The sequence below is a fragment of the Streptomyces sp. NPDC086554 genome (assembly GCF_040686095.1).
In the GTDB taxonomy this organism is placed as follows: domain Bacteria; phylum Actinomycetota; class Actinomycetes; order Streptomycetales; family Streptomycetaceae; genus Streptomyces.
The window spans coordinates 124,393-150,337 of sequence record NZ_JBFBJK010000016.1; the positions used below are offsets into that span (position 1 = coordinate 124,393).

A 25,945-nucleotide genomic window follows, 5' to 3' on the forward strand; every position below is an offset into this window, starting at 1 on the left:
GCCTGCAGAACCGGAAACTCCAGGACGCCGCGCACGCGCCGCTCGCCATCGTCGGCATGGCCTGCCGCTACGCGGGCGGGGTGCGTTCGCCGGAAGACCTGTGGGAACTCGTCTCCGCCGGACGCGACGCCGTCACCCCACTGCCCGAGGACCGCGGCTGGGACGTCGAGGGCATGTACGACCCGTCCCCGGACGCGCTCGGCAAGGCGTACGTGCGCGGCGGCGGGTTCGTCGACGACGTCACCGACTTCGACGCGGACTTCTTCGGCGTTCCCCCGCGCGAGGCCCGCACCATGGACCCGCAGCAGCGGTTGCTGCTCGAGAGCTCCTGGGAGGCGATCGAGCGCGCCGGGCTCGTCCCGCGCTCGCTGCGCGGCACCGACGTCGGTGTCTTCTACGGCACCGGCTGGTCCGACTACGCAACCCGCCTGACGCATCCGCCCGCCGAACTGGAGGGCTACTTCGTCACCGGCAACACCCAGAGCGTCATCGCCGGCCGCGTCTCGTACCTGCTCGGCCTCGAAGGGCCCGCGGTCAGCGTCGACACCGCGTGCTCCTCCTCGCTGGTGGCCCTGCACCTGGCCGCCCAGGCGCTGCGCAACGGCGAGTGCTCACTCGCGCTCGCCGGCGGGGTGAGCCTGATGGCGGGCCCGCGGGTACTCACCGAGTTCAGCCGCATGCGGGGCCTGTCGCCGGACGGCCGGTGCAAGGCCTTCGCGGCCGAGGCGGACGGCTTCGGTCCGGGCGAGGGCGTCGGCGTGCTGCTCCTTGAACGCCTCTCCGACGCTCGCGCCAACGGTCACCCGATCCTCGGCGTGCTGCGCGGCTCCGCCGTCAACCAGGACGGTGCCAGCAGCAATCTCTCGTCCCCCAACGGTCCGTCCCAGCAGCGGGTGATCCGGGCCGCGCTGGCCGCCGCCCAGATCGCCCCCGGCGACGTCGACGCGGTCGAGGCGCACGGCACGGGCACCCCGCTGGGCGATCCCATCGAGGTACAGGCGCTCCAGGCCACGTACGGGAAGGCCCGGTCCGCCGACCAGCCGCTGTGGCTCGGTTCGGTGAAGTCGAACATCGCGCACACCCAGGCCGCTGCCGGTGTGGCCGGCGTCATCAAGATGGTGATGGCGATGCGGGCGGGCGTGCTGCCCCGCACCCTGCACGTCGACCGGCCGTCCCCGCACATCGACTGGGACGCCAGCCCCGTGGCGCTGCTCGGCGAGGCCCGCCCGTGGCCCGAGACGGGCCACCCGCGCCGGGCCGGCGTCTCGTCGTTCGGCATCAGCGGCACCAACGCCCACGTGATCGTGGAACAGGCCCCCACCGAGGAGGAGGCCGAGCCCGACGCGACCCCGGCCGACGTGCCGGTGGTGCCGTGGGTGGTATCGGCCCGCACCGAGCAGGCCCTGCGCGAGCAGGCCCGGCGCATACGAGACTTCGTGGCCGCCGGGTCCGCACCGCACCCCGTCGACGTCGGCCACTCGCTCGCCGCCACGCGCAGCGTCCTTGAGCACCGCGCGGTGGCCCTCGGCGCCACCCACGAAGAACTCCTCGACTCCCTGACCGCGCTCGCCGAGGGCAGGGGCCCCGAGGGTGTGGCTCGTGGTAGTGCCCGGACGGCGTTCTTGTTTTCGGGGCAGGGTGCGCAGCGTGTGGGGATGGGGCGTGGTTTGGCTGCTGCGTTCCCCGTGTTCGCGCAGGCGTTGAGCGAGGTGTGCGGGGAGCTGGAGCTGGACCCGGCTGTGTTTGACGATGAGGGGTTGTTGGCGCAGACGCGCTTTACGCAGGGTGCGTTGTTCGCGTTTGAGGTGGCGTTGTTCCGGCTGGTGGAGAGCTGGGGTGTGCGGGCGGACTTTTTGCTGGGTCATTCGGTGGGGGAGATTGCTGCGGCGCATGTGGCCGGGGTGTTCTCGTTGGCGGATGCCGCCCGGTTGGTGTCTGCGCGTGGCCGGTTGATGCAGGCGTTGCCCGCGGGTGGCGTGATGGTGGCGGTCGAAGCGGTGGAGGCTGAGGTTCGCGAGGCCCTGGAGGGGTTTGAGGACCGGGTTTCTGTTGCTGCGGTGAATGGCCCTGGCTCGGTGGTGCTGTCGGGTGAACAGGCTGCGGTGGATGAGGTGTTGACCCGGTTTGAGGGTCGGCGTTCGAAGAGGCTTGTGGTCAGTCATGCTTTCCATTCGCCGTTGATGGAGCCGATGCTGGCGGAGTTCCGTGAGGTGGCTGCCTCGATCACGTATGGCGAGCCGGTTGTTCCGGTGGTGTCGAATGTGTATGGGCGTTTGGCGGGGCCGGGTGAGTTGAGTGCGCCTGAGTACTGGGTGCGTCATGTGCGTGAGGCTGTCCGGTTCGCCGACGGCGTGCAGACGTTGGCCGACCAAGGGGTGGATGCTTTCCTTGAGTTGGGTCCTGCCGGGGTACTGACCGCGATGGCGCAGGACACCCTCGACGACGTGCGCCCGGACGCCCGTGCGGTGGCGTCGTCGCACAAGGAGAAGCCCGAGCCGCGCGCCCTGGTCGAAGGCCTGGCCCGTGCGTGGACGTACGGGGTCGGTATCGACTGGACGGCGTTGTTGCCGGGCGGCCGTCGCGTCGACCTGCCGACGTACGCCTTCCAGCGCCAGCGGTACTGGCTTGAGGGGGACGACCGCGGCCCCGTCGACCTGCCCGCGGTCGGACTCGGCGCGGCCGGGCACCCCCTGCTGGGTGCCGCGGTGACGCTCGCCGAGGACGGCGGGGTGCTGCTCACCGGCAGGCTCGACCTGCGCACCCACCCCTGGCTGGCCGACCATGCCGTGGGCGGCGCGGTACTGCTGCCCGGCACCGCCTTCGTCGAACTGGCCGTCCGCGCCGGTGACTTCGTCGGCTGCGACCGCGTCGAGGAACTGACCCTGGAGGCGCCCCTGGTGCTGCCCGCCGACGGCGGTGTGACCGTGCAGGTGCGCGTCGGTCCGGCCGACGCGTCCGGTCGGCATGCGCTGAGCGTGCACTCCCGGCCCGCCGCCGATGACGACTTCGACCGGGACGGGGCACCGTGGGTGCGGCACGCCGAGGGCGTGCTCGGGACCGGCGCCCCGGACGGCTTCGCCCCTGCCGTGTGGCCGCCGGAAGGCGCCGAGCCGGTCGAACTGGACGGCTTCTACGAGCGGTTGACCGCCGAGGGCTACGGGTACGGGCCCGCGTTCCAGGGCCTGACAGCCGTATGGCGGCGCGGCAAGGAGACCTTCGCCGAGGTCGCGCTGCCCGACGGTGTCGACGCCGAAGGATTCGGAATCCACCCGGCGCTGCTCGACGCCGTGCTGCACGCGGAACTCGCTGTCGGCGAGGCGGGCGGTGAGGTACGGCTCCCGTTCGGCTGGAACGGCATCTCGCTCCTGGCTCAAGGGGCGCGGACGGTGCGCGCACGGCTGGCCCCGGCCGGACCGCAGGCCGTCACCATCCAGCTGGCCGACGGCGCGGGCCGCCCGGTCGCCCACATCGACGCCCTGGTGTCGCGAGCGGTGCAGAGCGACCGGCTGCGTACGGATTCCGCGGCGGCTGTCGACGGCGCCGCCCTGTACGGCATGGAGTGGACCCCGGCAGCCCGGGGCGGCGAGCCTGTCACCGAGTGGACAGTGCTCGGGCAGGACGGTGCGCACGACGCACCGTGGACCGTCCTGCCGTACCTGCCGGTCCCCGGCGCCGACGTCGTGACCGTCCTGCACGAGGACACCGCCGCCGCGCTGACCGCCGTCACCGGGTGGCTGGAGGCCGAAGTCCCGGACGGAGCACGGCTGGTGGTTGTCACCTCCGGTGCCGTCGCGGCAGGTGAAGAGGACGTGCCGGACCTCGCACACGCCGCGTTGTGGGGCCTGCTGCGCTCCGCGCAGACCGAGCACCCGGACCGGGTCGTCCTCGTCGACGTGGACGACCCGGAAGCCTGGCAGACGCTGCTGCCCGCAGCCCTTGCCACCGGTGAACCGCAGGTCGCCGTGCGGCGCGAGGTGTCGCTTGCGCCCCGCCTGGCCCGTACGCACGTACAGCCGGCGGCGGCCCCGTCCCTCGACCCCGAGGGCACGGTGCTGATCACGGGTGGCACCGGCTCGCTCGGTGCCCTGTTCGCGCGGCACCTGGTGCACGAGCACGGGGTACGGCACCTGGTCCTCGCGGGGCGGCGCGGCCTCGACGCACCCGTTGCCGTCGCCCTGCGGGACGAGCTGGAGGAGGCCGGTGCCCACGTGACCGTCGCCGCCTGCGACGTGAGCGACCGCGCCGCGGTGGACGCTCTGGTCGCGGGCGTGCCCGCCGAGCACCCGCTGACCGCGGTCGTGCACACGGCGGGCGTCCTCGACGACGGCATCCTGACCTCGCTGACCGCCGACCGGCTCGCGGCAGTGCTGCGCCCGAAGGCCGATGCCGCCCGGCACCTGCACGAGGCGACCCGGCACCTGGACCTGGCCGCGTTCGTCCTCTTCTCCTCCACCTCCGGTCTCGTCGGCGCCGCAGGCCAGGCCAACTACGCGGCGGCGAACGCCTTCTTGGACGCCCTCGCCGAGCACCGCAGGGCCCAGGGGCTCGTGGGTGTGTCCCTGGCCTGGGGCCTGTGGGAGCAGGCCGGTGGCATGACCGGCGGGATCGACGGGGCCGGTCGGCAGCGGCTCACCGCCGACGGTGTGTCGGCGCTGACGGATGCCCAGGGCAGTGCGCTCTTCGACCGGGCGCTGGCGGTGGCCGGCCTGGTGTCGCCGGTGCACTTCGACGCGGCCGCCCTGCGGGCCCGGGCGGCAGCGGGCACCCTGCCGACCGTGCTGCGCGGCCTGGTCAGGGCGCCCTCCCGCCGTACCGTCGCCGCGGCCGGCACCGCCGACGAGACCTCGGCCTTGGTGCGGCGGCTTGCGGGCCTGTCGGAGGAGGAGCAGGAGCGCGTACTGCTCGACCTGGTGCGCACGCACGTGGCAGCCGCCCTCGGACATGCCGACATGTCGGCCGTGGTGCCCGGGCTCGGGTTCCATGAGATGGGCTTCGACTCCCTGATGGCCGTGCAGCTGCGCAACTCGGTCAATGCGGCTGTCGGGCTCCGCCTCCCCTCCACGCTGATCTTCGACCACCCGACCGCGCTGGCCCTCGCCCGCCACCTGCGCGACGAACTCGTCGGCGAGGACGCGGCACCCGCACCGGCCGTCGCCACGCGCACGGCCACGGCGGACGAACCGATGGCCATCATCGGCATGGCCTGCCGCCTTCCCGGCGACGTCCGTTCACCCGAGGAGCTGTGGGCATTGCTCAGCGAGGGCCGGGACGCCGTCTCGCCGTTCCCCGCGGACCGCGGCTGGGACCTGGAGGCACTGTTCAACCTCGACCCCGAGGTGCCCGGGACCAGTTACTCCAACCACGGGGCGTTCATCCGGGACGTCGCGGACTTCGACGCCGAGGCGTTCGGGATATCCCCGCGCGAGGCGCTGTCGATGGACCCGCAGCAGCGGCTCTTGCTCGAAACCCACTGGGAGGCCCTCGAACGCGCCGGCCTTCCGCTGGACTCGCTGCGTGGCACCCAGGTCGGCGTCTTCGCCGGATCGATGCCCTCCGACTACCTGCTGAGCCTCAACGAGATCCCCGGCAGCCTTGAGGGCTACACGATGACCGGCAACGCCTCCGCGGTCATCTCCGGCCGGATCGCGTACGCCTTCGGCCTGCAGGGGCCGACCTTCACCGTCGACACCGCGTGCTCCTCCTCGCTGGTCGCCCTGCACCTCGCGGGCCAGTCGCTGCGTAGCGGTGAGTGCTCGCTGGCCGTGGTCAGCGGCGTGACGGTGATGTCCGGGCCGCAGGAGTACATCGAGTTCGCCCGGCAGCGGGGCCTGGCCCCCGACGGGCGCTCCAAGTCCTTCGCCGCCGCGGCCGACGGGGTCAGCCACGGCGAGGGCGTCGGTGTCCTGGTCGTCGAACGCCTGTCGGACGCACGCCGCAACGGCCACGAAGTGCTGGCCGTGGTGCGGGGTTCGGCGGTCAACCAGGATGGCGCGAGTAGCGGGCTCACCGTGCCCAACGGTCCGGCCCAGCAGCGGGTGATCCGCGCCGCGCTGGCCAACGCGCGGCTGTCCGCCGACGAGGTGGATGCGGTGGAGGCGCATGGCACCGGCACCACGCTCGGCGATCCGATCGAGGCGCAGGCGCTGATCAATACGTACGGGAAGGACCGGCCTGCCGATCGGCCGCTGTGGCTCGGTTCGCTGAAGTCGAACATCGCGCACACCCAGGCTGCTGCCGGTGTGGCCGGCGTCATCAAGATGGTGATGGCGATGCGGGCGGGCACCCTTCCCAGGACGCTGCACGTGGACGAGCCGACGCCGCACGCCGACTGGTCGGCAGGCAACGTCCGGCTCCTCACCGAGGCCCGCCCGTGGCCGGAGACGGACCACCCGCGCCGGGCAGGCGTCTCCTCGTTCGGCATCAGCGGCACCAACGTCCACGTGATCATCGAGGAAGCACCCAGGACCGCCGCTGCGACACCCGGCGACCGCCCGTCGGCCGGCACGGTGCCCTGGGCCCTGTCGGCGCGGACCGAGGAGACCCTGCGCGCCCAGGCATCCGCCCTGCACGCGTACCTCGCCGAGCGTCCCGGCCTGGACGCGGTGGACGTCGGCTTCTCGCTGGCGACCACCCGCACCGCGCTGGAACACCGGGCCGTCGTGTTGGGCCAGAACCGCGAAGAACTCCTGGACTCCCTGACCGCGCTCGCCGAGGGCAGGGGCCCCGAGGGTGTGGCTCGTGGTAGTGCCCGGACGGCGTTTTTGTTTTCGGGGCAGGGTGCGCAGCGTGTGGGGATGGGGCGTGGGTTGGCGGCTGCGTTCCCCGTGTTCGCGCAGGCGTTGAGCGAGGTGTGCGGGGAGCTGGAGCTGGACCCGGCTGTGTTTGACGATGAGGAGTTGTTGGCGCAGACGCGGTTTACGCAGGGTGCGTTGTTTGCGTTTGAGGTGGCGTTGTTCCGGCTGGTGGAGAGCTGGGGTGTGCGGGCTGACTTCCTGCTGGGGCATTCGGTGGGGGAGATTGCTGCGGCGCATGTTGCCGGGGTGTTCTCGTTGGCGGATGCGGCGCGGTTGGTGTCTGCGCGTGGCCGGTTGATGCAGGCGTTGCCGTCGGGTGGCGTGATGGTGGCGGTCGAAGCGGTGGAGGCTGAGGTTCGCGAGGCCCTGGAGGGGTTTGAGGACCGGGTTTCTGTCGCTGCGGTGAATGGTCCTGGCTCGGTGGTGTTGTCGGGTGAACAGGCTGCGGTGGATGAGGTGTTGACCCGGTTCGAGGGTCGGCGTTCGAAGCGGCTTGTGGTCAGTCATGCTTTCCATTCGCCGTTGATGGAGCCGATGCTCGCGGAGTTCGGTGAGGTGGCTGCCTCGATCACGTACGCCGAGCCGCGTATACCGGTGGTGTGTGACACGACCGGACAGCTGGCCGGGACGGGGGAGTTGAGTACGCCCGGGTACTGGGTGCGTCATGTGCGTGAGGCCGTCCGGTTCGCTGATGGGGTACGGACACTCGCCGGTCAGGGTGTGGATGCCTTCCTTGAGTTGGGCCCTGCCGGGGTGCTGACCGCCATGGCGCAGGACACCCTCGACGAGGTGCGCCCCGGGCTGCTCGCCCTGCCGCTGGTGCGCAAGGACCGCCCCGAGCACGAGGCGCTGCCTGCGGCGGTCGCCCGCGCCTGGGCGCACGGCGTCGTGGTCGACTGGTCGGCACTGCTGCCGGGCGGCCGCCGGGTGGACCTGCCGACGTACGCCTTCCAGCGCCGCCGCTACTGGCTCAAGGACACCGATCCCGCCCTCGGCCGGCCCGACGCCCTCGGCCTCGGCGACGCCGAGCACCCCCTGCTCGGCGCCGCCGTCCCGCTGGCCGACGGCCAGGGCATCGTGCTGACCGGCAGGCTCGACCTGCGCACCCACCCCTGGCTGGCCGACCATGCCGTGGGCGGCGCGGTACTGCTGCCCGGCGCCGCCCTGGTCGAGCTGGCACTGTGCGCGGGCGCCAGGACCCAGTGCGAGCGGATCGAGGAACTCACCCTCGGCGCACCGTTCGTGGTGCCCGACGAGGGGCACATCACCGTCCAGGTGCGGGTCGGAGCCGAGGAGGAGAGCGGCCGTCGCGCGGTGAGTATCCACTCGCGGGCCGCCGACTCGGCCGACGGCGAGTGGACCCGGCACGCCGGCGGGGTGCTCGTCGCCGACCAGGGTCGCGACGACTTCGCCCTCACGCAGTGGCCTCCGCAGGGTGCCGAGTCCGTCCCGCTGCACGGGCTGTACGAGCGCCTCGCGACCGAGGGATACGGGTACGGACCCGCGTTCCAGGGGCTCACGGCCGTATGGCAGCGCGGCGACGAGGTGTTCGCCGAGGTCGCGCTGCCCGAGGAGGACGACACGGACGCCGAACGGTTCGGGGTCCACCCGGCGCTGCTCGACGCCGCCCTGCACGCGTCACTGGCTACCCGCGCAGACAGGAGCGAGGTGCGGCTGCCGTTCGCGTGGATGGGGGTGCGGCTGAGCGCCACCGGGGCACGGGCGGCCCGGGTACGGCTCGTTCCAGCGGGTGACGAGGGGCTGGCCGTACAGCTCGCGGACGGGGCGGGGCAGCCGGTGGCCTCGGTCGCGGCACTGGTCTCGCGGCCGATGCCCGCCGAGCAGCTGCGGCGCGCCCGGCCGGACGACGGTGCTGCGCTGTACACCGTCGACTGGACGCAGGCGCAGCCGGCGCGCGCGGCCGCCGAGGTCGCCTGGCGCGTCCTCGACGACGCACAATCAGCCGACAGCGAGGAGGAGTTCGTTGTTCTGCCACGGCTTCCCGAGGCTTGCGAGGACCTGACCGCCGCCGCACACGACGCCGCGGGCACCGTCCTGGACACGGTCCGCCAGTGGCTGGTCGACCCCGCCGCGGGTGACGCCACGCTGGTGATCGTCACGTCGGGTGCCGTCGCCGCCCGCCCGGACGACGACGTCAGCGACCTTGCTCACGCCCCCGTGTGGGGCCTGGTCCGGTCCGCCCAGTCCGAGCACCCGGGACGGTTCGTCCTGGTCGACGTGGACACCCCCGACGACTGGGCGGACGCGGTGCGCACCGCGCTGGTCACCGGCGAGACACAGGTCGCTGTCCGCGGCGGCACCGCCCTCGTCCCGCGGCTCACCCGCGGCACGGCGCCGACGGCAGAACTGGCCACCGCCGCCTGGGATTCCGAGGGCACCGTCCTGATCACCGGCGGCACCGGCTCCCTGGGCCGACTGCTCGCCCGGCACCTCGTGACCGAACACGGCGTACGGCACCTCGTGCTGACCAGCCGGCGTGGCATCGAGGCACCGGGTGCGGCCGGACTCCGTGACGAACTGGTGCTCGGCGGCGCCTCGGTGTCGGTGGTCGCCTGCGACATGGCGGACCCGGTCGGTGTCGGCGAGCTGATCGCCAAGATCAACCCGGAGCACCCGCTGACCGCGGTCGTGCACACCGCAGGCGTCCTCGACGACGGACTCGTCGACATGCTCACCCGGGACCGGCTCGCCACCGTGCTGCGAGCCAAGATCGACGCGGCCGTCCACCTGCACGAGGCGACCCGCGAGACCGAGTTGGCGGCGTTCGTGCTGTTCTCCTCGGCGGCCGGCGTCCTTGGCGGACCGGGACAGGCCAACTACGCCGCCGCCAACACCTTCCTGGACGCTCTCGCCCAGCACCGCCGGTCCCAGGGCCTGCCCGGCCAGGCGCAGGCGTGGGGCCTGTGGGCGCAGGAGGGCGGCATCACGGGCGACCTGGACGGTGAGGACCGGGGACGGCTCGCCCGTACGGGCTTCGACGCGCTCACCGAACAACAGGGCCTTGCTCTCTTCGACGAGGCCACGGCCGCCGACACGGCCCTGCTGCTCCCGCTGCGCCTCAACTCGGTGGCGCTGCAGGCCCAAGCGGGCGCCGGCAACCTGCCGTCGATGCTGCGCGGCCTCGTCCGGGCACCGGCCCGGCGGGCGTCGGCCGGACCGGCGGCGCCGGTGAGCGACCGCCCGCTCACCGAACAGCTGGCCGACCTGCCGGAGCACGAGCAGGAACGCCACGTACGGGACCTGGTGCACGGGCACGTGGCGGCGGTCCTCGGCCATGACACCGCGGCCAAGGTCAACCCCGAACAGTCCTTCAAGGACCTCGGCTTCGACTCGCTGGCCGCCGTCGAACTGCGCAACCGGCTCGGTGCGGCCACCGGCCTCAGGCTGCCGTCCACGCTGGTCTTCGACCACCCGTCCACGGCCGCGCTCGGCGCCCATCTGTGGTCCCTGGTGCGACCCGAACAGGTCGACCCGGCCGAACGAATGCTGGCCGAACTCGACGCCGTGGAAGGTGCATTGCTCGGCATGGCACCCGACAGGGAGGTCGCGCTGCGCATCACGAGCCGGCTCCAGACGGTGCTCTCCAAGTGGACACAGGCGCGCCGCCGGGACGAGCGGACGCCGCAGACGAACAAGCAGCAGGCGAAGGGGCGCGACCACCTCCAGACCGCGTCAGCCGACGAAATTCTCGACTTCATCGACCGCGGACTGGGCCGCAAGAAGGGCGACAGGTAATGGCTAGCGACGAGAAGCTCGTTGAGTACCTCCGCTGGGTGACCGCCGATCTGCAGGAGGCCCGCGAACGGCTCGCGGAACTGGAGTCCGGCGACCAGGAGCCCATCGCGATCGTCGCGATGAGCTGCCGCTACCCGGGCGGGGTGAAGTCCCCCGAGGACCTGTGGCGGCTCGTGGAGAGCGGCACCGACGCGGTGTCCGACTTCCCGGCCGGCCGCGGCTGGGACCTGGACGGGCTCTACGACCCCGATCCGGACCACCGCGGCACCATCTCCACCCGCGAGGGCGGCTTCCTCTACGACGCGGACCGCTTCGACGCCGCCTTCTTCGGCATCAGCCCGCGCGAGGCCACCGCCATCGACCCGCAGCAGCGGCTGCTCCTGGAAACCACCTGGGAGGCCTTCGAACGCGCCGGGATCGCGCCCGACTCCCTGCGCGGCAGCCGCACCGGCGTCTTCACCGGCGTCATGTACGACGACTACGGCCAGCGCATCCAGCCGCTGCCCGACGAGTACGAGGGCCTGCTCGGCAACGGCAGTGCGGCCAGCGTCGCCTCCGGCCGGATCTCGTACACCTTCGGCCTGGAGGGCCCGGCGGTCAGCGTCGACACGGCCTGCTCCTCGTCCCTGGTCGCCCTGCACCTGGCCGCCCAGTCGCTGCGCAGCGGCGAGTGCAGCCTGGCGCTGGCCGGTGGCGTCGCCCTGATGGCGAGCCCCTCGGTGTTCATCGAGTTCAGCCGACAGCGGGGCCTGGCACCCGACGGGCGCTGCAAGGCGTTCTCCGACAGCGCGGACGGCACCGGCTGGGGCGAGGGCGTCGGCATCCTCGTCCTGGAGAAGCTGTCCGACGCACGCCGCAACGGCCACGAGGTGCTGGCCGTCGTCGAGGGCTCCGCGGTCAACCAGGACGGTGCCAGCAACGGTCTGACCGCTCCCAACGGTCCGTCCCAGCAGCGGGTGATCCGGGCGGCTCTCGCCGATGCCCGGGTGTCCGCGCAGGACGTGGACGCGGTGGAGGCGCACGGTACGGGTACGTCGCTCGGCGACCCGATCGAGGCGCAGGCGCTGCTGGCCACGTACGGGCAGGGACGCGAGGCCGATCGGCCGCTGTGGCTCGGCTCGCTGAAGTCGAACATCGCGCACACCCAGGCCGCGGCCGGTGTGGCCGGCGTCATCAAGATGGTGATGGCGATGCGTGCCGGGATCCTGCCCAGGACGCTGCACGTGGACGAGCCCTCGTCGCATGTCGACTGGTCGGAGGGCAACGTCGAACTGCTCACCGAGGCGCTGCCGTGGATCGCCGAGGAGGACCGGCCGCGCCGGGCCGGTGTCTCCTCGTTCGGTATCAGCGGTACCAACGCGCACGTCATCGTGGCTGAACCACCGCTTTACGACGACGAGTTGGAGAACGAGGGGGACACCGGCGACGTCGACGGTAGCGCCGAGGCCGCGGAGGCCCCGCCCGTCCTGCCCTGGCTCGTGTCGGCGCGCACCGCGGACGGTCTGCGCGCGCAGGCCGAGCGCTTGCACGCCCACGTGACGGCAGACGGCGACCTCGACCCGCTCGACGTGGCCTTCTCCCTGGCCACCACCCGCGCCACTCTCGACCATCGGGCCGTGGTGCTGGGGCCGGACCGCGACGAGCTTCTCGCGGCCCTCGCCGCACTGGCCGAGGGCACCGCCCCCGCAGGAGTTGCCCAAGGGATCGCACGGGCGCAGTCGCGGACGGCGTTTTTGTTTTCGGGGCAGGGTGCGCAGCGTGTGGGGATGGGGCGTGGTTTGGCTGCTGCGTTTCCGGTGTTCGCGCAGGCGTTGAGCGAGGTGTGCGGGGAGCTGGAGCTGGACCCGGCTGTGTTTGAGGATGAGGAGTTGTTGGCGCAGACGCGCTTTACGCAGGGTGCGTTGTTTGCGTTTGAGGTGGCGTTGTTCCGGCTGGTGGAGAGCTGGGGTGTGCGGGCGGACTTCCTGCTGGGTCATTCGGTGGGGGAGATTGCTGCGGCGCATGTGGCCGGGGTGTTCTCGTTGGCGGATGCCGCCCGGTTGGTGTCTGCGCGTGGCCGGTTGATGCAGGCGTTGCCGTCGGGTGGCGTGATGGTGGCGGTCGAAGCGGTGGAGGCTGAGGTTCGCGAAGCCCTGGAGGGGTTCGAGGACCGCGTTTCTGTTGCTGCCGTGAACGGCCCGGGCTCGGTGGTGCTGTCGGGTGAACAGGCTGCGGTGGATGAGGTGTTGACCCGGTTTGAGGGTCGGCGTTCGAAGAGGCTTGTGGTCAGTCATGCTTTCCATTCGCCGTTGATGGAGCCGATGCTGGCGGAGTTCCGTGAGGTGGCTGCCTCGATCACGTATGGCGAGCCGGTTGTTCCGGTGGTGTCGAATGTGTATGGGCGTCTGGCGGGGCCGGGTGAGTTGAGTACGGCCGAGTACTGGGTGCATCATGTGCGTGAGGCTGTCCGGTTCGCCGACGGCGTGCAGACGTTGGCCGACCAGGGTGTGGATGTTTTCCTTGAGTTGGGTCCTGCCGGGGTACTGACCGCGATGGCGCAGGACACCCTCGACGAAGTGTCCGGTGAGAGCATCGCTGTCGCGCTGGTCCGCAAGGACCGCGACGAGGCGGAGTCGTTCACGGCGGGCGTCGCCGAGGGGTACGTACACGGCGTCGGCGTGGATTGGGACTCCGTCCTCGCGGCGGGCACCCGAGTGGCCCTGCCCACCTATGCCTTCCAGCAACGGAGTTACTGGCTGCAAGACCCGGGCCGCGGCACCGGCGACCTGGCCGCCCTGGGCATGGGTGCGGCCGACCATCCGCTCCTGGGCGGCGTCGTCCGGCTCGCCGACGGGCAGGGCGTGGCGCTCACCGGCCGCATCTCCACCCGTACGCATCCGTGGCTGGCCGACCACACGGTGGCGGGCACGGTGCTGCTGGCCGGCACCGCCTTCGTCGAGCTCGCCGTGCGCGCGGGCGACGAGGCCGGCTGCGCCCGCCTCGAGGAACTGACCCTGGAGGCGCCGCTCGCCCTGCCCGACGAGCCGGTGGCCCTGCAGGTCCGCGTCGGGGCGCCGGACGCCGAGAACCGCCGTCCGGTCGGGGTGTTCTCGCAGCGTGCCGACGACGACCCCGACACGTGGGTGCGGCACGCCGAGGGCCTGGTCGCACCCCGCGGTGACACAGAGCCGTTCCGGGCGACGGCCTGGCCGCCGACCGGCGCGCAGGCGATCGAACTCGACGGTTTCTACGAGCGGTTGGCGGCCGCCGGGTACGGGTACGGGCCCGCGTTCCAGGGCCTGACAGCCGTATGGCGGGACGGCCACGACGTGTACGCCGAGGTGGCGCTGCCCGAGGAGACGGCGGAGCAAGCAGGCGGTTTCGGCCTGCACCCGGCGCTGCTCGATGCCGCGCTGCACGCGGTGTCCGCCGCCGACGGTCTCGACGGTGACCTGATCCGGTTGCCGTTCGCGTGGCACGGGGTGACCGTCGTCGCGTTGGGGGCGACCGCGCTGAGGGTGCGCCTGTCGCTGGCCGACCCGGACGCGGTCTCCCTGGAGGTCGCCGACAGTGCCGGGCACCCGGTGGCCTCGGTCGAGGCGCTGGTCTCCCGGCCGGTGTCGGCCGAACAGCTGAGGCGGTCGGTGACCGCCGACCGCAGCGCGCCCCTCTTCGCAGTCGAGTGGACCGTGGTGCCGGGCGAGACCGAGGACCGGGCGGCCTCCTGGTCGGCCGTCGATCCCGAACTCCCGCTGCCCGACGGCGCGTTCGGTGCCGACTGGGCGGTACTGCCGCCGTCCGCCGTATCCGTGACGGACGGGGCGGGCACGGCCGCCGCAGCGCGCGAGTGCGCCGCGCAGGTGCTCGGCGTCATCCAGACCTGGCTTGCCGCCGAGCAGTGTGCCGACACGGGCCTGGTGGTCGTCACACACGGGGCCGTGGCCGCCGGTGACGACCTGGTGGAGAACCTGCCTCAGGCTCCGTTGTGGGGTCTGGTGCGTGCCGCCCAGTCCGAGAACCCAGGCCGGTTCGTCCTGGTGGACACCGACGCCCCCGACGACTGGGAGGACTCCGTTCGCCTGGCGCTGGCCACCGGTGAACCGCAGGTCGCCGTGCGCGGCGGGCGCACCCTGGCACCCCGCCTCACCCGCGCCGCCGACACGGCCACCGCACTGTCCGAGGCACCGGTCTGGGACGCCGAGGGCACTGTCCTGATCACCGGCGGCACCGGCTCCCTCGGCCGGACGCTGGCCCGGCACCTGGTGAGCGAGCACGGCGTCCGGCGCCTGGTCCTCGCCGGCCGGCGCGGCGCCGACGCCCCGGGCGCGGCCGAACTGTGCGCGGAACTGGCGGGGTCGGGCGCCTCGGTGTCGGTGGTCGCCTGCGATGTGGCCGACAAGGACGCGGTGGACATGATGATCGCCGGTATCCCGGCCGACCATCCGCTGACCGCGGTGGTGCACACCGCGGGCGTGCTCGACGACGGCATGCTCACCGCACTGACCCCCGAGCGCCTCGACGCGGTGCTCCGCGCCAAGGTCGATGCCGCGGTCAATCTCCACGAAGCCACGGCCGACCTCGAGCTGCGTGCGTTCGTGCTGTTCTCCTCCGCGGCCGGTGTCTTCGGCAACGCCGGGCAGGGCAACTACGCCGCGGCCAACACCTTCCTCGACGCCTTCGCGCAGCACCGCCGCGCCCAGGGCCTGCCCGCCACCTCCCTCGCCTGGGGCCTGTGGGCCGAGGACGGCATGGGCGGCCGGCTCGGCGGCGGCGACCGCGCCCGGCTCTCTCGCGGCGGCATCGCGCCGCTCTCCCGCGAGCAGGGCCTGGCACTGTTCGACGTCGCTCTCACTGCGGGGCACTCGCTGCTCGTACCGGTCCGCCTGGCACAGCAGGCCCTGCGCGCGCAGGCCGTCGGCGGTACGCTGCCGCCGCTGCTGCGCAGCCTGGTCCGGGTCCAGGCGCGCCGTACCGCCGCCACCGGCAGCGGCGAGGCCGATGCCTTGGTGCAGCAGCTGGCCGCACTGTCCGAGCCCGAGCAGGAACGCGCGCTGCTCGACCTGGTGCGCACCCGGGCCGCGACCGTGCTCGGCCACAGCTCGTCCGCCGGCATCGAGGCGGACCAGGCGTTCCGCGATCTCGGCTTCGACTCGCTGACCGCCGTCGAACTGCGCAACCGGCTCGGTGCGGTCACCGGCCTGAGACTTCCGGCCTCCCTCGTCTTCGACTACCCGAACCCCGCGACGCTCGCCCGCCATCTGCGCACCGTGCTCGTCGGCACCCGCCGGGGTGCGACCGCCACCGTGCGGCGCACCACGGACGCCGACGAGCCACTGGCGATCATCGGCATGGCCTGCCGGTTCCCCGGCGGCGTGGAAACCCCCGAGGATCTCTGGGAGTTGGTGCGCGACGGCAAGGACGCCGTCTCGCCGCTGCCCGACGACCGCGGCTGGGACGTCCGGGCCATGTACGACGCGGACCCGGACGCCATCGGCAAGAACTACACGAGGGCCGGCGGGTTCCTCGACGCGGCCGGTGACTTCGACGCCGAGTTCTTCGGCATCCCGCCGCGCGAGGCGCTGGCAATGGACCCGCAGCAGCGGCTGCTCCTGGAGACCTCCTGGGAGGCATTCGAACGGGCCGGCCTTGCGCCGGAGTCGCTGCGAGGCACCGACGTCGGCGTGTTCGCGGGAGCGATGGGCTCCGACTACCTCGCCACCCTGCACGTCCCCGCCGAACTGGAGGGCTTCGCGGCCACCGGCAGCGCCTCCAGCGTTGTCTCCGGCCGGATCGCCTACACCTTCGGCCTGGAGGGGCCGGCGGTGACGGTGGACACGGCCTGCTCCTCCTCGCTGGTCGCCCTGCACCTGGCCGCCCAGTCCCTGCGCCAGGGCGAGTGCACGCTCGCGCTCGCCGGCGGCGTCATGGTGGTCTCCTCGCCCAAGGCGTTCATCGAGTTCAGCCGGCAGCGCGCGCTGGCGCCCGACGGCCGCTCCAAGGCGTTCTCCGCGGACGCGGACGGCACGGGCTGGGGCGAGGGCGTCGGCGTCGTGGCCCTCGAGCGGCTGTCGGACGCGCGGCGCAACGGGCACCGGGTGCTCGCGGTGGTGCGGGGCTCGGCGGTCAACCAGGACGGTGCAAGCAACGGGCTCACCGCCCCCAACGGCCCCTCCCAGCAGCGAGTCATCCGCGCCGCCCTCGACGGCGCCGGGCTGACTCCGCTCGACGTGGACGTGGTGGAGGCGCACGGTACGGGCACACCGCTCGGCGACCCGATCGAGGCGCAGGCGCTGCTGGCGACGTACGGGCAGGGCCGCGAGAAGGACCGGCCGTTGTGGCTGGGTTCGGTGAAGTCGAACATCGCGCATACGCAGGCGGCGGCCGGCGTGGCCGGTGTGATCAAGATGGTGATGGCGCTGCGCCACGGGGTGCTGCCCAAGACGCTGCACGCCGAGGAACGCTCCCCGCACGTCGACTGGTCCTCGGGTTCGGTCGAGCTGCTGACCGAGACCCGGGACTGGCCCGAGCACGGGCGGCCGCGCCGGGCCGGTGTGTCGTCGTTCGGCATCAGCGGCACCAACGCCCACGTGATCGTGGAGCAGGCCCCCGCCGACAACGCCGACACCGCAGAGGTCCCCGCGGCCGACGCACCCGCGAGCGGACTCGTGCCGTGGGCGCTCTCCGGCGGTACCCAGGAGGCTTTGCTCGGCCAGGCGGCTCGCCTCGCCGCCTTCCTGCCGGACCGGCCGGAGCTGGAACCGCTCGACGTCGGCGCCTCCCTGGTGACCACTCGCGGGCAGTTCAAACACCGGGCCGTGGTCCTCGTCGACCCGTCCGACCGTGACGCCTCGCTGGCGGCGCTGCGCGCGCTGGCCGACGGTGAGGGCGCGGGCGGCGCCGTGCAGGGAGTCGCCCGCGGCGGGGCCCGCCCGGTGTTCGTCTTCCCGGGGCAGGGCTCGCAGTGGGCCGGCATGGGGGTCGAACTCCTCGATTCCGCACCGGTGTTCGCGGCCCGGTTCGCCGAGGTGGCCGCCGAGATCGAGGCGCACGTCGACTGGTCCGTCGAGGCCGCGGTACGCGGTGAGGACGGCGCGCCGTCCCTGGACCGCATCGAGGTGCTGCAGCCGGTGCTGTTCGTGATCATGGTGTCGCTGGCCGAGGTATGGGCCTCGGCGGGCGTCAAGCCGCAGGCCGTGGTGGGGCATTCGCAGGGCGAGATCGCCGCCGCGGCCGTCAGCGGCGCGCTGACACTGGCGGACGCCGCGAAGATCGTGGTGCTGCGCTCGCAGTTGTTTGCCGACGAGCTGATGGGCAAGGGCGCGGTGGCCTCGGTCCCGCTGTCCGCCGCGGAGGTGGAATCCCGGATCGCGCGCTTCGGCGACGTCCTGTCGATCGCCGGGAACAACGGCCCGCGACTGGTGACGGTCGCCGGTGAGGTCGCCGCCCTGGAAGAGCTGGTGGCCGAGCTCGAGGCGGAGGGGACCCGCGCGAAGGTCATCGGCTCGACGGTGGCCTCGCACTGCTCCCAGGTCGAGCCGCTGCACGACCGGCTCCTGGAGCTGCTGTCCTTCGTCCGGCCGCGGGCCGGCTCGATCCCGATGTACTCCACGGTCACCGGCGAGGTCCTGGCCGGCACCGAGCTGGACGCCGCGTACTGGTACGAGAACTGCCGCCGCCCGGTCTCCTTCGAGCCGGTGGTACGGGCGCTGATCGCGGACGGCTTCGACGTCTTCGTCGAGTCCAGCGCCCACCCGGTCCTCACGTACCCCATCAGCGAGACCGCCGACGAAACCGGCGTCGAGGTCCACGCCCAGGGCACCCTGCGCCGCAGCGAGGGCGGCCTCGGGCGGGTGCTGAACTCCTTCGCCGAGGTCTGGAGCCGCGGCGTCGACGTCGACTGGGGCGCGCTGCTCACCGGGGGCCGGACCGTCGACCTGCCCACGTACGCCTTCCAGCACAAGCGCTACTGGGTGGCCGACCCGCTGGCCGGCGGCGACCCGGACGCACTCGGACTGGCCGCCGCCGGGCACCCGCTGCTCGGTGCCGCGGTGGTCCTCGCCGAGGACGAGGGAGTCGTGCTCACCGGCCGGATCTCCGCCCGGAGGCAGCCGTGGCTGGCCGACCACACGGTCGCGGGCACCGTCCTGCTGCCCGGTACCGGCTTCGTCGAACTGGCCGTCCAGGCCGGCGACGAAGTGGGCTGCGGACGGCTCGACGAGCTCATGTTGGAAGCCCCGCTGGTGCTGCCCGAGGACGGCGCGGTCAAGGTACAGGTCCGGGTCGGCGCGGCCGACGTCGACGGGCACCGCACGGTGAGCGTGCACGCCCGGGGCGGCGACGGCGAGGAGTGGACCCGGCACGCCAGTGGTGTGCTCAGCGCCGGGACGCCGACCGCCGGGTTCGACCTGGCGGTATGGCCCCCGGCCGGCGCCGAGCCCCTCTCCCTGCAGGGTTTCTACGCCGGGCTCGCCGAGTCCGGGTACGGATACGGGCCCGCCTTCCAGGGCCTGCGCGCCGCCTGGCGGCGCGGCGACGAACTGTTCGGCGAGGTGGCCCTGCCGGAGGCGGACGCGGAGGGCGCCGGAGGCTTCGGCCTGCACCCGGCGCTGCTCGACGCGGCCCTGCACACCGCGCTGGCCGCCGCGTCGGACACCGACGAAGTACATCTGCCGTTCACCTGGAACGGAGTGACCCTGCACGCCGAGGGCGCCGCCGCGGCCCGCGTACGGCTGGCGCCACGCGACGGCGAGGGCACGAGCCTGTGGCTCGCGGACACCGAGGGACAGCCGGTCGCCTCGGTCGAGGCACTGGTCACCCGGCCGGTGGCCAAGGAGGTCCTGCAGCGCGCCGCCGCCGGTACGGACCAGGGCCTGCTGCTCGGCGTCGACTGGGTGCCGGCCCCGGCCCGCACCGAGCCGCCCGCACCGGCCGCCTGGCAGATCCTCGGCGAGAGCTCACAAGAACCCGCCGAGGGCGGACCGGAGTTCCTGGTACTGCCCTGCACGCCCGTCAGGTGCGCGGACCTCACGGAGATGGTGCACGAGGTCACGTGCGAACTCCTGGAAACCGTACAGAGCTGGCTCGCGGCCGATTCCGGCGCCGGGCCGCAGCTGGTGATCCTCACCCGCGGCGCCGTCGCCACCGGGGACGGCGAGCCCGTGGCCAACCTCGACCAGGCCGCGTTGTGGGGCCTGGTGCGTTCGGCGCAGTCCGAGCACCCCGGCCGGCTGCTGCTCGTCGACGTCGACGAGGACACCGCCTGGGAGAGCGTGCTGCCCGCGGTGCTCGCCACCGGGGAACCGCAGGCCGCGATGCGCGCAGGCACCGTCCTGGTGCCCCGCCTCACCCGTACCTCCCCCGAGGACGCGGCCGGTAAGGACACGGCCGCACCGGACCCCGAAGGCACCGTCCTGATCACCGGCGGCACCGGCCTGCTCGGTCGTCAGCTGGCCCGGCACCTGATCACCGTCCGCGGTGCCCGGCACCTGGTGCTGACCAGCCGTCGTGGCATGGACACCCCGGGCGCCGCCGAACTCCGGGCGGAACTCGAGGAGTCGGGTGCCCGGGTGACGGTCGTCGCCTGCGACGCCGCCGACCGGGACGCACTGGAGGGCCTGCTCGGCGCGATCGACCCGGCGCACCCGCTGACGTCCGTCGTGCACGCGGCCGGCGTCCTCGACGACGCGACCTTCGCCGCGCTCACCCCCGAGCACCTCGAGACGGTGCTGCGGCCCAAGGTCGACGCCGCGGTCCACCTCCACGAGCTGACGCGTGAGCTGCCGCTCACCGAGTTCGTGCTGTTCTCCTCCGCGGCCGGCGTCTTCGGCAACCCAGGCCAGGGCAACTACGCTGCCGCCAACGCCTTCCTGGACGCCCTCGCCCAGCAGCGCCGCGCCGAGGGGCTGCCCGGTGTCTCGCTCGCCTGGGGCCTGTGGGCCGAGGAGAGCGGCATGGGCGAGGAGGTGAACCGGGCCGGGTTCGGCCGCAGCGGCGTCGGCGAGATCAGCACCGAGCAGGGCCTCGCCCTCTTCGACGCGGCGACCTCGGTGCCCGGCCGCGCGCTGCTCGTCCCGATCCGGCTCGACCTCGGCGTGATGCGTTCGCGCGCCACGTCCATGGGCGCCGACGCGGTGCCCGTACTGCTGCGCGGCCTGGTGCGGGTGCCGGCCCGGCGCGCCGCCGCGGGCGGCACCGACAGCGGATCCTCGGCCCTGGCGCAGCGCCTGGCCGGGCTCTCCGCCGAGCAGCGGGAACGGGCGCTGCTCGACCTGGTGCGCGAAACCGCGGTCGCGGTGCTCGGGCACAGCAGCGTCGACGCGATCGACCTGGGCCGCGGATTCCTGGAGCAGGGCTTCGACTCGCTCACCGCGGTCCAGCTGCGCAACCAGCTGAGCAGCGCAACCGGTCTGCGCCTGCCCGCCTCGCTGCTCTTCGACTACCCGACGCCGTCCGGCCTCGCCGCCCATCTGGCGACCCGGATCAGCGGCGGCCCGCGCAGAAGCACCGCCGGCGCGCCCGCCACGGCCGCCGCGCCGGACGAGCCGCTGGCCATCATCGGCATGTCCTGCAGGTTCCCCGGCGGAGTTGCCTCCCCGGAGGAGCTGTGGCGCCTGGTCAGCGAGGGACAGGACGCGGTCAGCGAACTCCCGGCCGACCGCGGCTGGGACCTGGAGGGCCTCTACGACCCCGACCCGGAGGCCGCGGGCCGCAGCTATGTCAAGGAGGGAGCGTTCCTCTACGACGCGGGCGACTTCGACGCCGAACTCTTCGGCATCTCCCCGCGCGAGGCGCTGGCGATGGACCCGCAGCAGCGGCTGCTGCTCGAGTCCTCCTGGGAGGCGTTCGAGCGGGCAGGGCTTGCGCCCGAGTCGCTGCGCGGCAGCCGCGTCGGCGTGTTCGCGGGCTACATGGGCACCGACTACCTTCAGGGCGGTGTACTGCCCGAGGGCCTGGAGGGGTACGCGGTCACCGGCAGCACCGGCAGCGTGGTCTCCGGCCGGATCGCCTACACCTTCGGCCTGGAGGGTCCGGCGGTGACGGTGGACACGGCGTGCTCCTCGTCCCTGGTCGCCCTGCACCTGGCCGCCCAGTCGCTGCGCAACGGCGACAGCACACTGGCGCTCGCGGGCGGTGTCACCGTGATGGCCGGACCGCAGGAGATGGTCGAGTTCAGCCGTCAGCGCGGTCTTGCCCGCGACGGCCGATGCAAGGCATTCTCGGCCGACGCGGACGGCTTTGGCTTCGCCGAGGGCGCCGGCCTCCTGGTCCTTGAGCGCCTCTCCGACGCGCGCCGCAACGGCCACAACATCCTTGCGGTGATACGGGGTTCGGCCGTCAACCAGGACGGCGCGAGCAGCGGCCTGACGGCGCCCAACGGCCCGTCCCAGGAGCGGGTCATCGAGGCGGCCCTGGCCGCTGCCCGGCTGACTCCGCTGGACGTGGACGTGGTGGAGGCGCACGGTACGGGTACTTCGCTCGGTGATCCGATCGAGGCGCAGGCGCTGCTGGCCACGTACGGGCAGGGCCGCGAGAAGGACCGGCCGTTGTGGCTGGGTTCGGTGAAGTCGAACATCGCGCATACGCAGGCGGCGGCCGGCGTGGCCGGTGTGATCAAGATGGTGATGGCGCTGCGCCACGGGGTGCTGCCCAAGACGCTGCACGCCGAGGAGCGTTCTCCGCACGTGGACTGGTCCTCGGGGGCGGTGGAGTTGCTCACGGATTCGCGTGAGTGGCCCGAGACCGGGCGTCCGCGCCGGGCCGGGGTCTCCTCGTTCGGCATCAGCGGTACCAACGCGCACGTGATCGTGGAGCAGGCACCGGACGACACGGCCCGGACCCCGGAGCCGGAGCGCACCGGCGGTACGCCCGCGGGCGGCGTGGTGCCGTGGGTGCTGTCCGGGCGCAGCGCCGAGGCCCTGCGTGGCCAGGCGGCACGGCTCGCCGACTTCGTCGCGCAGGGCCCGGAAGCGGACCCCCTCGACGTCGGTCGCTCTCTGGTGGCTTCGCGTTCGGCGCTGGAGCACCGGGCGGTCGTGCTCTCCGCCGACGGCGGCCTGGAGTCGCTGCGCGGCGGGCTCGCCGCGCTGGCGTCAGGGGAGCCCGCCGCGGGCCTGGTGCGCGGAACGGCGCGGTCCGGGGTGCGCACGGTGCTGGTCTTCCCCGGGCAGGGCTCGCAATGGGTGGGCATGGCCAAGGGGCTGCTTGAGGCGTCCGAGGCGTTCGCCGCCCGGATCGCCGAGTGCGAGGCCGCGCTGTCCCCGTTCATCGACTGGTCGCTCACGGAGCTGCTCACCGGCGGCGAGGAGACCGCCGAACTCCTCGACCAGGTGGACGTGGTGCAGCCGGCGCTGTGGGCGGTGATGGTGTCGCTGGCCGAGGCATGGCGCTCGGTGGGCGTGGTTCCGGCCGCGGTCCTCGGGCACTCGCAGGGTGAGATCGCGGCCGCCGCGGTGGCGGGTGCGCTGTCCCTGGACGACGCGGCGCGCGTGGTCGCCCTGCGGGCGCGGGCCCTGGTCGGGCTGCAGGGGCGCGGCGGCATGGCGTCGGTGTCCGCCTCGCGGACCCGTACGGAGGAGCTGATCGCGGCGTACGGCGAGCGTCTTTCGGTGGCGGCGGTGAACGGGCCGGAGTCGACCGTGGTGTCGGGTGACGCCGACGCGTTGGCCGAACTGATCGCCGCCTCGGACGGGTTGGGGGTGCGGATCCGGCAGGTTCCGGTGTCGTACGCCTCGCACTGCGCCCACGTCGATCGGATTCGCGACGAGGTGCTCGATTCCTTGGCCCCGATCCGGCCGGTGGCGTCGGCGGTGCCGTTCTTCTCCACGGTGTCCGGCGACTGGCAGGACACCACCGAACTCGACGCCGAGTACTGGTTCCGCAACCTGCGCCGACCGGTCGAGTTCGAGGCCGCCACACGGTCGCTGCTCGACCAGGGCTACAGCGTGTTTGTCGAGTCGAGCGCGCGTCCGGTTCTGGTGAACGGTCTGCTCGAGACCATCGAGGACACCGACCGGGCCGGTGGCGCCGTCGGTTCGCTGCGGCGGGACGAGGGTGGCTGGGACCGGTTCCTCACCTCGGTCGCCGAGGTGTACACGCAAGGCGTGGACGTCGACTGGGCCGGCCTCCTGGCGGGTGGCCGCACGGTCGAACTCCCCACGTACGCCTTCCAGCACAAGCGCTACTGGCTGGAGCGTGCCGTCGCGGAGCAGACGGCCGGAACGGGGTCGCCGGACGCCGTCGACAGCCGGTTCTGGGAGGCTGTCGAGCGGGAGGACCTGGAGGAACTCGCCGCCACCCTGCAGCCAGGCACCGACGGCGACGTACGCGGGTCGCTGGAAACGCTGATGCCCGCGCTGTCCTCATGGCGGCGGCAGCGCCGCGAGGAGCAGACCGTCGACTCCTGGCGGTACCGCATCGTGTGGCGGCCCGCCCCGCAGGACAGGCCGGCTGCGGCGATGGGCAGTTGGATCGTCGCGGTACCCGAGACGCTGCGGGACCACCCATGGGCGAAGGCCGCCGCCGACGCGCTGACCGCCGCCGGGGCCGAGGTGCATCAGGTACTCCTGGACACCGCGAACCCGGAGCGCGAGACGTGGGCCGCGCGCCTGAAGTCGGCCTCGCCCGCGGCGTCCGGCGTGCTGTCGCTGCTCGCCCTGGACGAGGCGCGGGTGCACGGCCGGTCGTCCACGGTGACGGCCGGCGTGCTCGGCACCCTGACGATGCTGCAGGCCGTGGCCGATGCGGACCTCGGGGCCCGGGTGTGGTGCGCCACGCAGGGCGCCGTGTCCGTCAGCTCGGTGGACCGCGCGCAGAGCCCGGTACAGGCACAGGTGTGGGGCCTCGGCATGGTGGCCGCACTGGAACAGCCCGACCTGTGGGGCGGCCTGGTCGACCTGCCGGCCGCGGTGACTGGCCGGACGGCCGAGCGGCTGCCCGGCCTGCTGGCGGGCGGTGGCGAGGAGGACCAGTCGGCGCTCAGGTCCTCGGGCGTGTTCGTACGGCGGCTGGCGCCCGCGCCGCTGGCGCAGTCCGCGGCGGTACGGGAGTGGCGGGCGCGCGGGACCGTGCTCGTCACCGGCGGCACGGGCGGCCTCGGCGGGCATGTGGCGCGCTGGCTGGCCGGGCAGGGCGCCGAGCACCTCGTGCTGACCAGCCGCCGCGGGCCCAATGCCCCGGGGGCCGGCGAACTACGGGAGGAACTTGAGCAGTTGGGCGCCCGGGTCACCATCGCCGCCTGCGACGTCGGTGACCGCGACGCCGTCGCCGCACTGCTCGACGGGCTCAAGGCCGAGGGCTCCGCAGTCCGTTCCGTGGTGCACACCGCCGGCGTGCCCGGCCGTTTCCTGCCCCTGGCCGAGGCGTCTGTCGACGATCTGGCGGAGACGCTGGCCGCGAAGGTCGGTGGCGCCGAGGCGCTGCACGAGCTGCTCGCGGGCGAGGAACTGGACGCGTTCGTCCTGTTCTCCTCCAACGCGGGCGTCTGGGGCGGCGCCGGCCAGGGCGCGTACGCCGCGGCGAACGCGCACCTGGACGCGCTGGCCGAGCGGCGTCGGGCGGCCGGCCTTCCGGCCACCTCGGTGGCCTGGGGGATGTGGGCCGGCGACGGCCTGGCCCGTACGGAGGACATCGGCGAACAGCTCAGCATGCGCGGTCTGCGGCCGATGGAACCCGCCCTCGCCATCTCGGCGCTGCACCAGGCGATCGACCGGGACGAGACCTTCCTGTCGGTCACCGACACCGACTGGGAGCACTTCACCTCCGTCTTCAGCGTCGCCCGGCCGAGCCCCCTGCTCGCGGAACTCGCGCCGGCGCAGGAAGCCGATGACGGCACCAGGGCCGGCGAGCAGGACAGCTCGCGCTCCGCACTGGTCGCCCGCCTCGCAGCGGTGCAGCCGCCGGAACAGCACCGGATCCTGGTGGACCTGGTGCGGGCCGAGGCGGCCGCGATCCTCGGGTACGCGGGGCTCGGCGAGATCGACCCGCAGCGCGGGTTCACCGATCTGGGCTTCACCTCGCTCAGCGCGGTCGAACTGCGCAACCGGATCAACACGGTGACCGGTCTGAGACTGCCGCCGTCGGCGATCTTCGACCATGCCAACGCGGCTGCCCTCGCCCGTCAGCTGTGTACCCAGCTGGCTCCGGCGGGCCCCGCCGAGGACAGCTCCGTCCTGGAACGCATCCAGCAGATGGAGACGGCCGTACTGGTCCGGCCACTGGCCGGCGGCGAGCGCGACCTGGTCGCCGGACAACTGCGGGAACTGCTCCGCAAGGTCGAGGGGCAGGACGCCACCGCGGACGGCGACGCCGCGATCGACCGGGACGCGCTGGACGCGGCCTCGGACGACGAGATGTTCGCCCTGATCGACCAGCAGCTCGGGCTCGAATGACGTGCCTCTGACTGCTGTGGGTGCACGGGC

The 25,945-nt window shown here is 73.1% G+C and carries 2 protein-coding genes (1 of these 2 cut by a window edge); both read left to right on the plus strand.

Annotation, left to right across the window (positions count from 1 at the left end):
• A protein-coding gene (locus tag AB0O76_RS26060; protein WP_365495864.1) for an SDR family NAD(P)-dependent oxidoreductase crosses the window boundary here: on the plus strand, positions 1–10,550 show its 3' portion. It extends 73 nt beyond the left edge of the window; the window shows 10,550 of its 10,623 coding nt (coding positions 74–10,623); the start codon falls outside the window, past its left edge; it ends in the stop codon at positions 10,548–10,550.
• On the plus strand, positions 10,550–25,915 hold the full coding sequence (locus AB0O76_RS26065) for a type I polyketide synthase (RefSeq protein WP_365495866.1): 15,366 nt from the start codon (positions 10,550–10,552) through the stop codon (positions 25,913–25,915). Before AB0O76_RS26060 ends, AB0O76_RS26065 begins: the two co-directional genes overlap by 1 nt.
• The last annotated feature ends 30 nt before the right edge of the window (positions 25,916–25,945 follow it).

What these genes read in the sequence shown, in the direction of transcription:
- AB0O76_RS26065 (WP_365495866.1), top strand. Translation starts at nt 10,550, where the DNA reads ATGGCTAGCGACGAGAAGCTCGTTGAGTACCTCCGCTGGGTGACCGCC.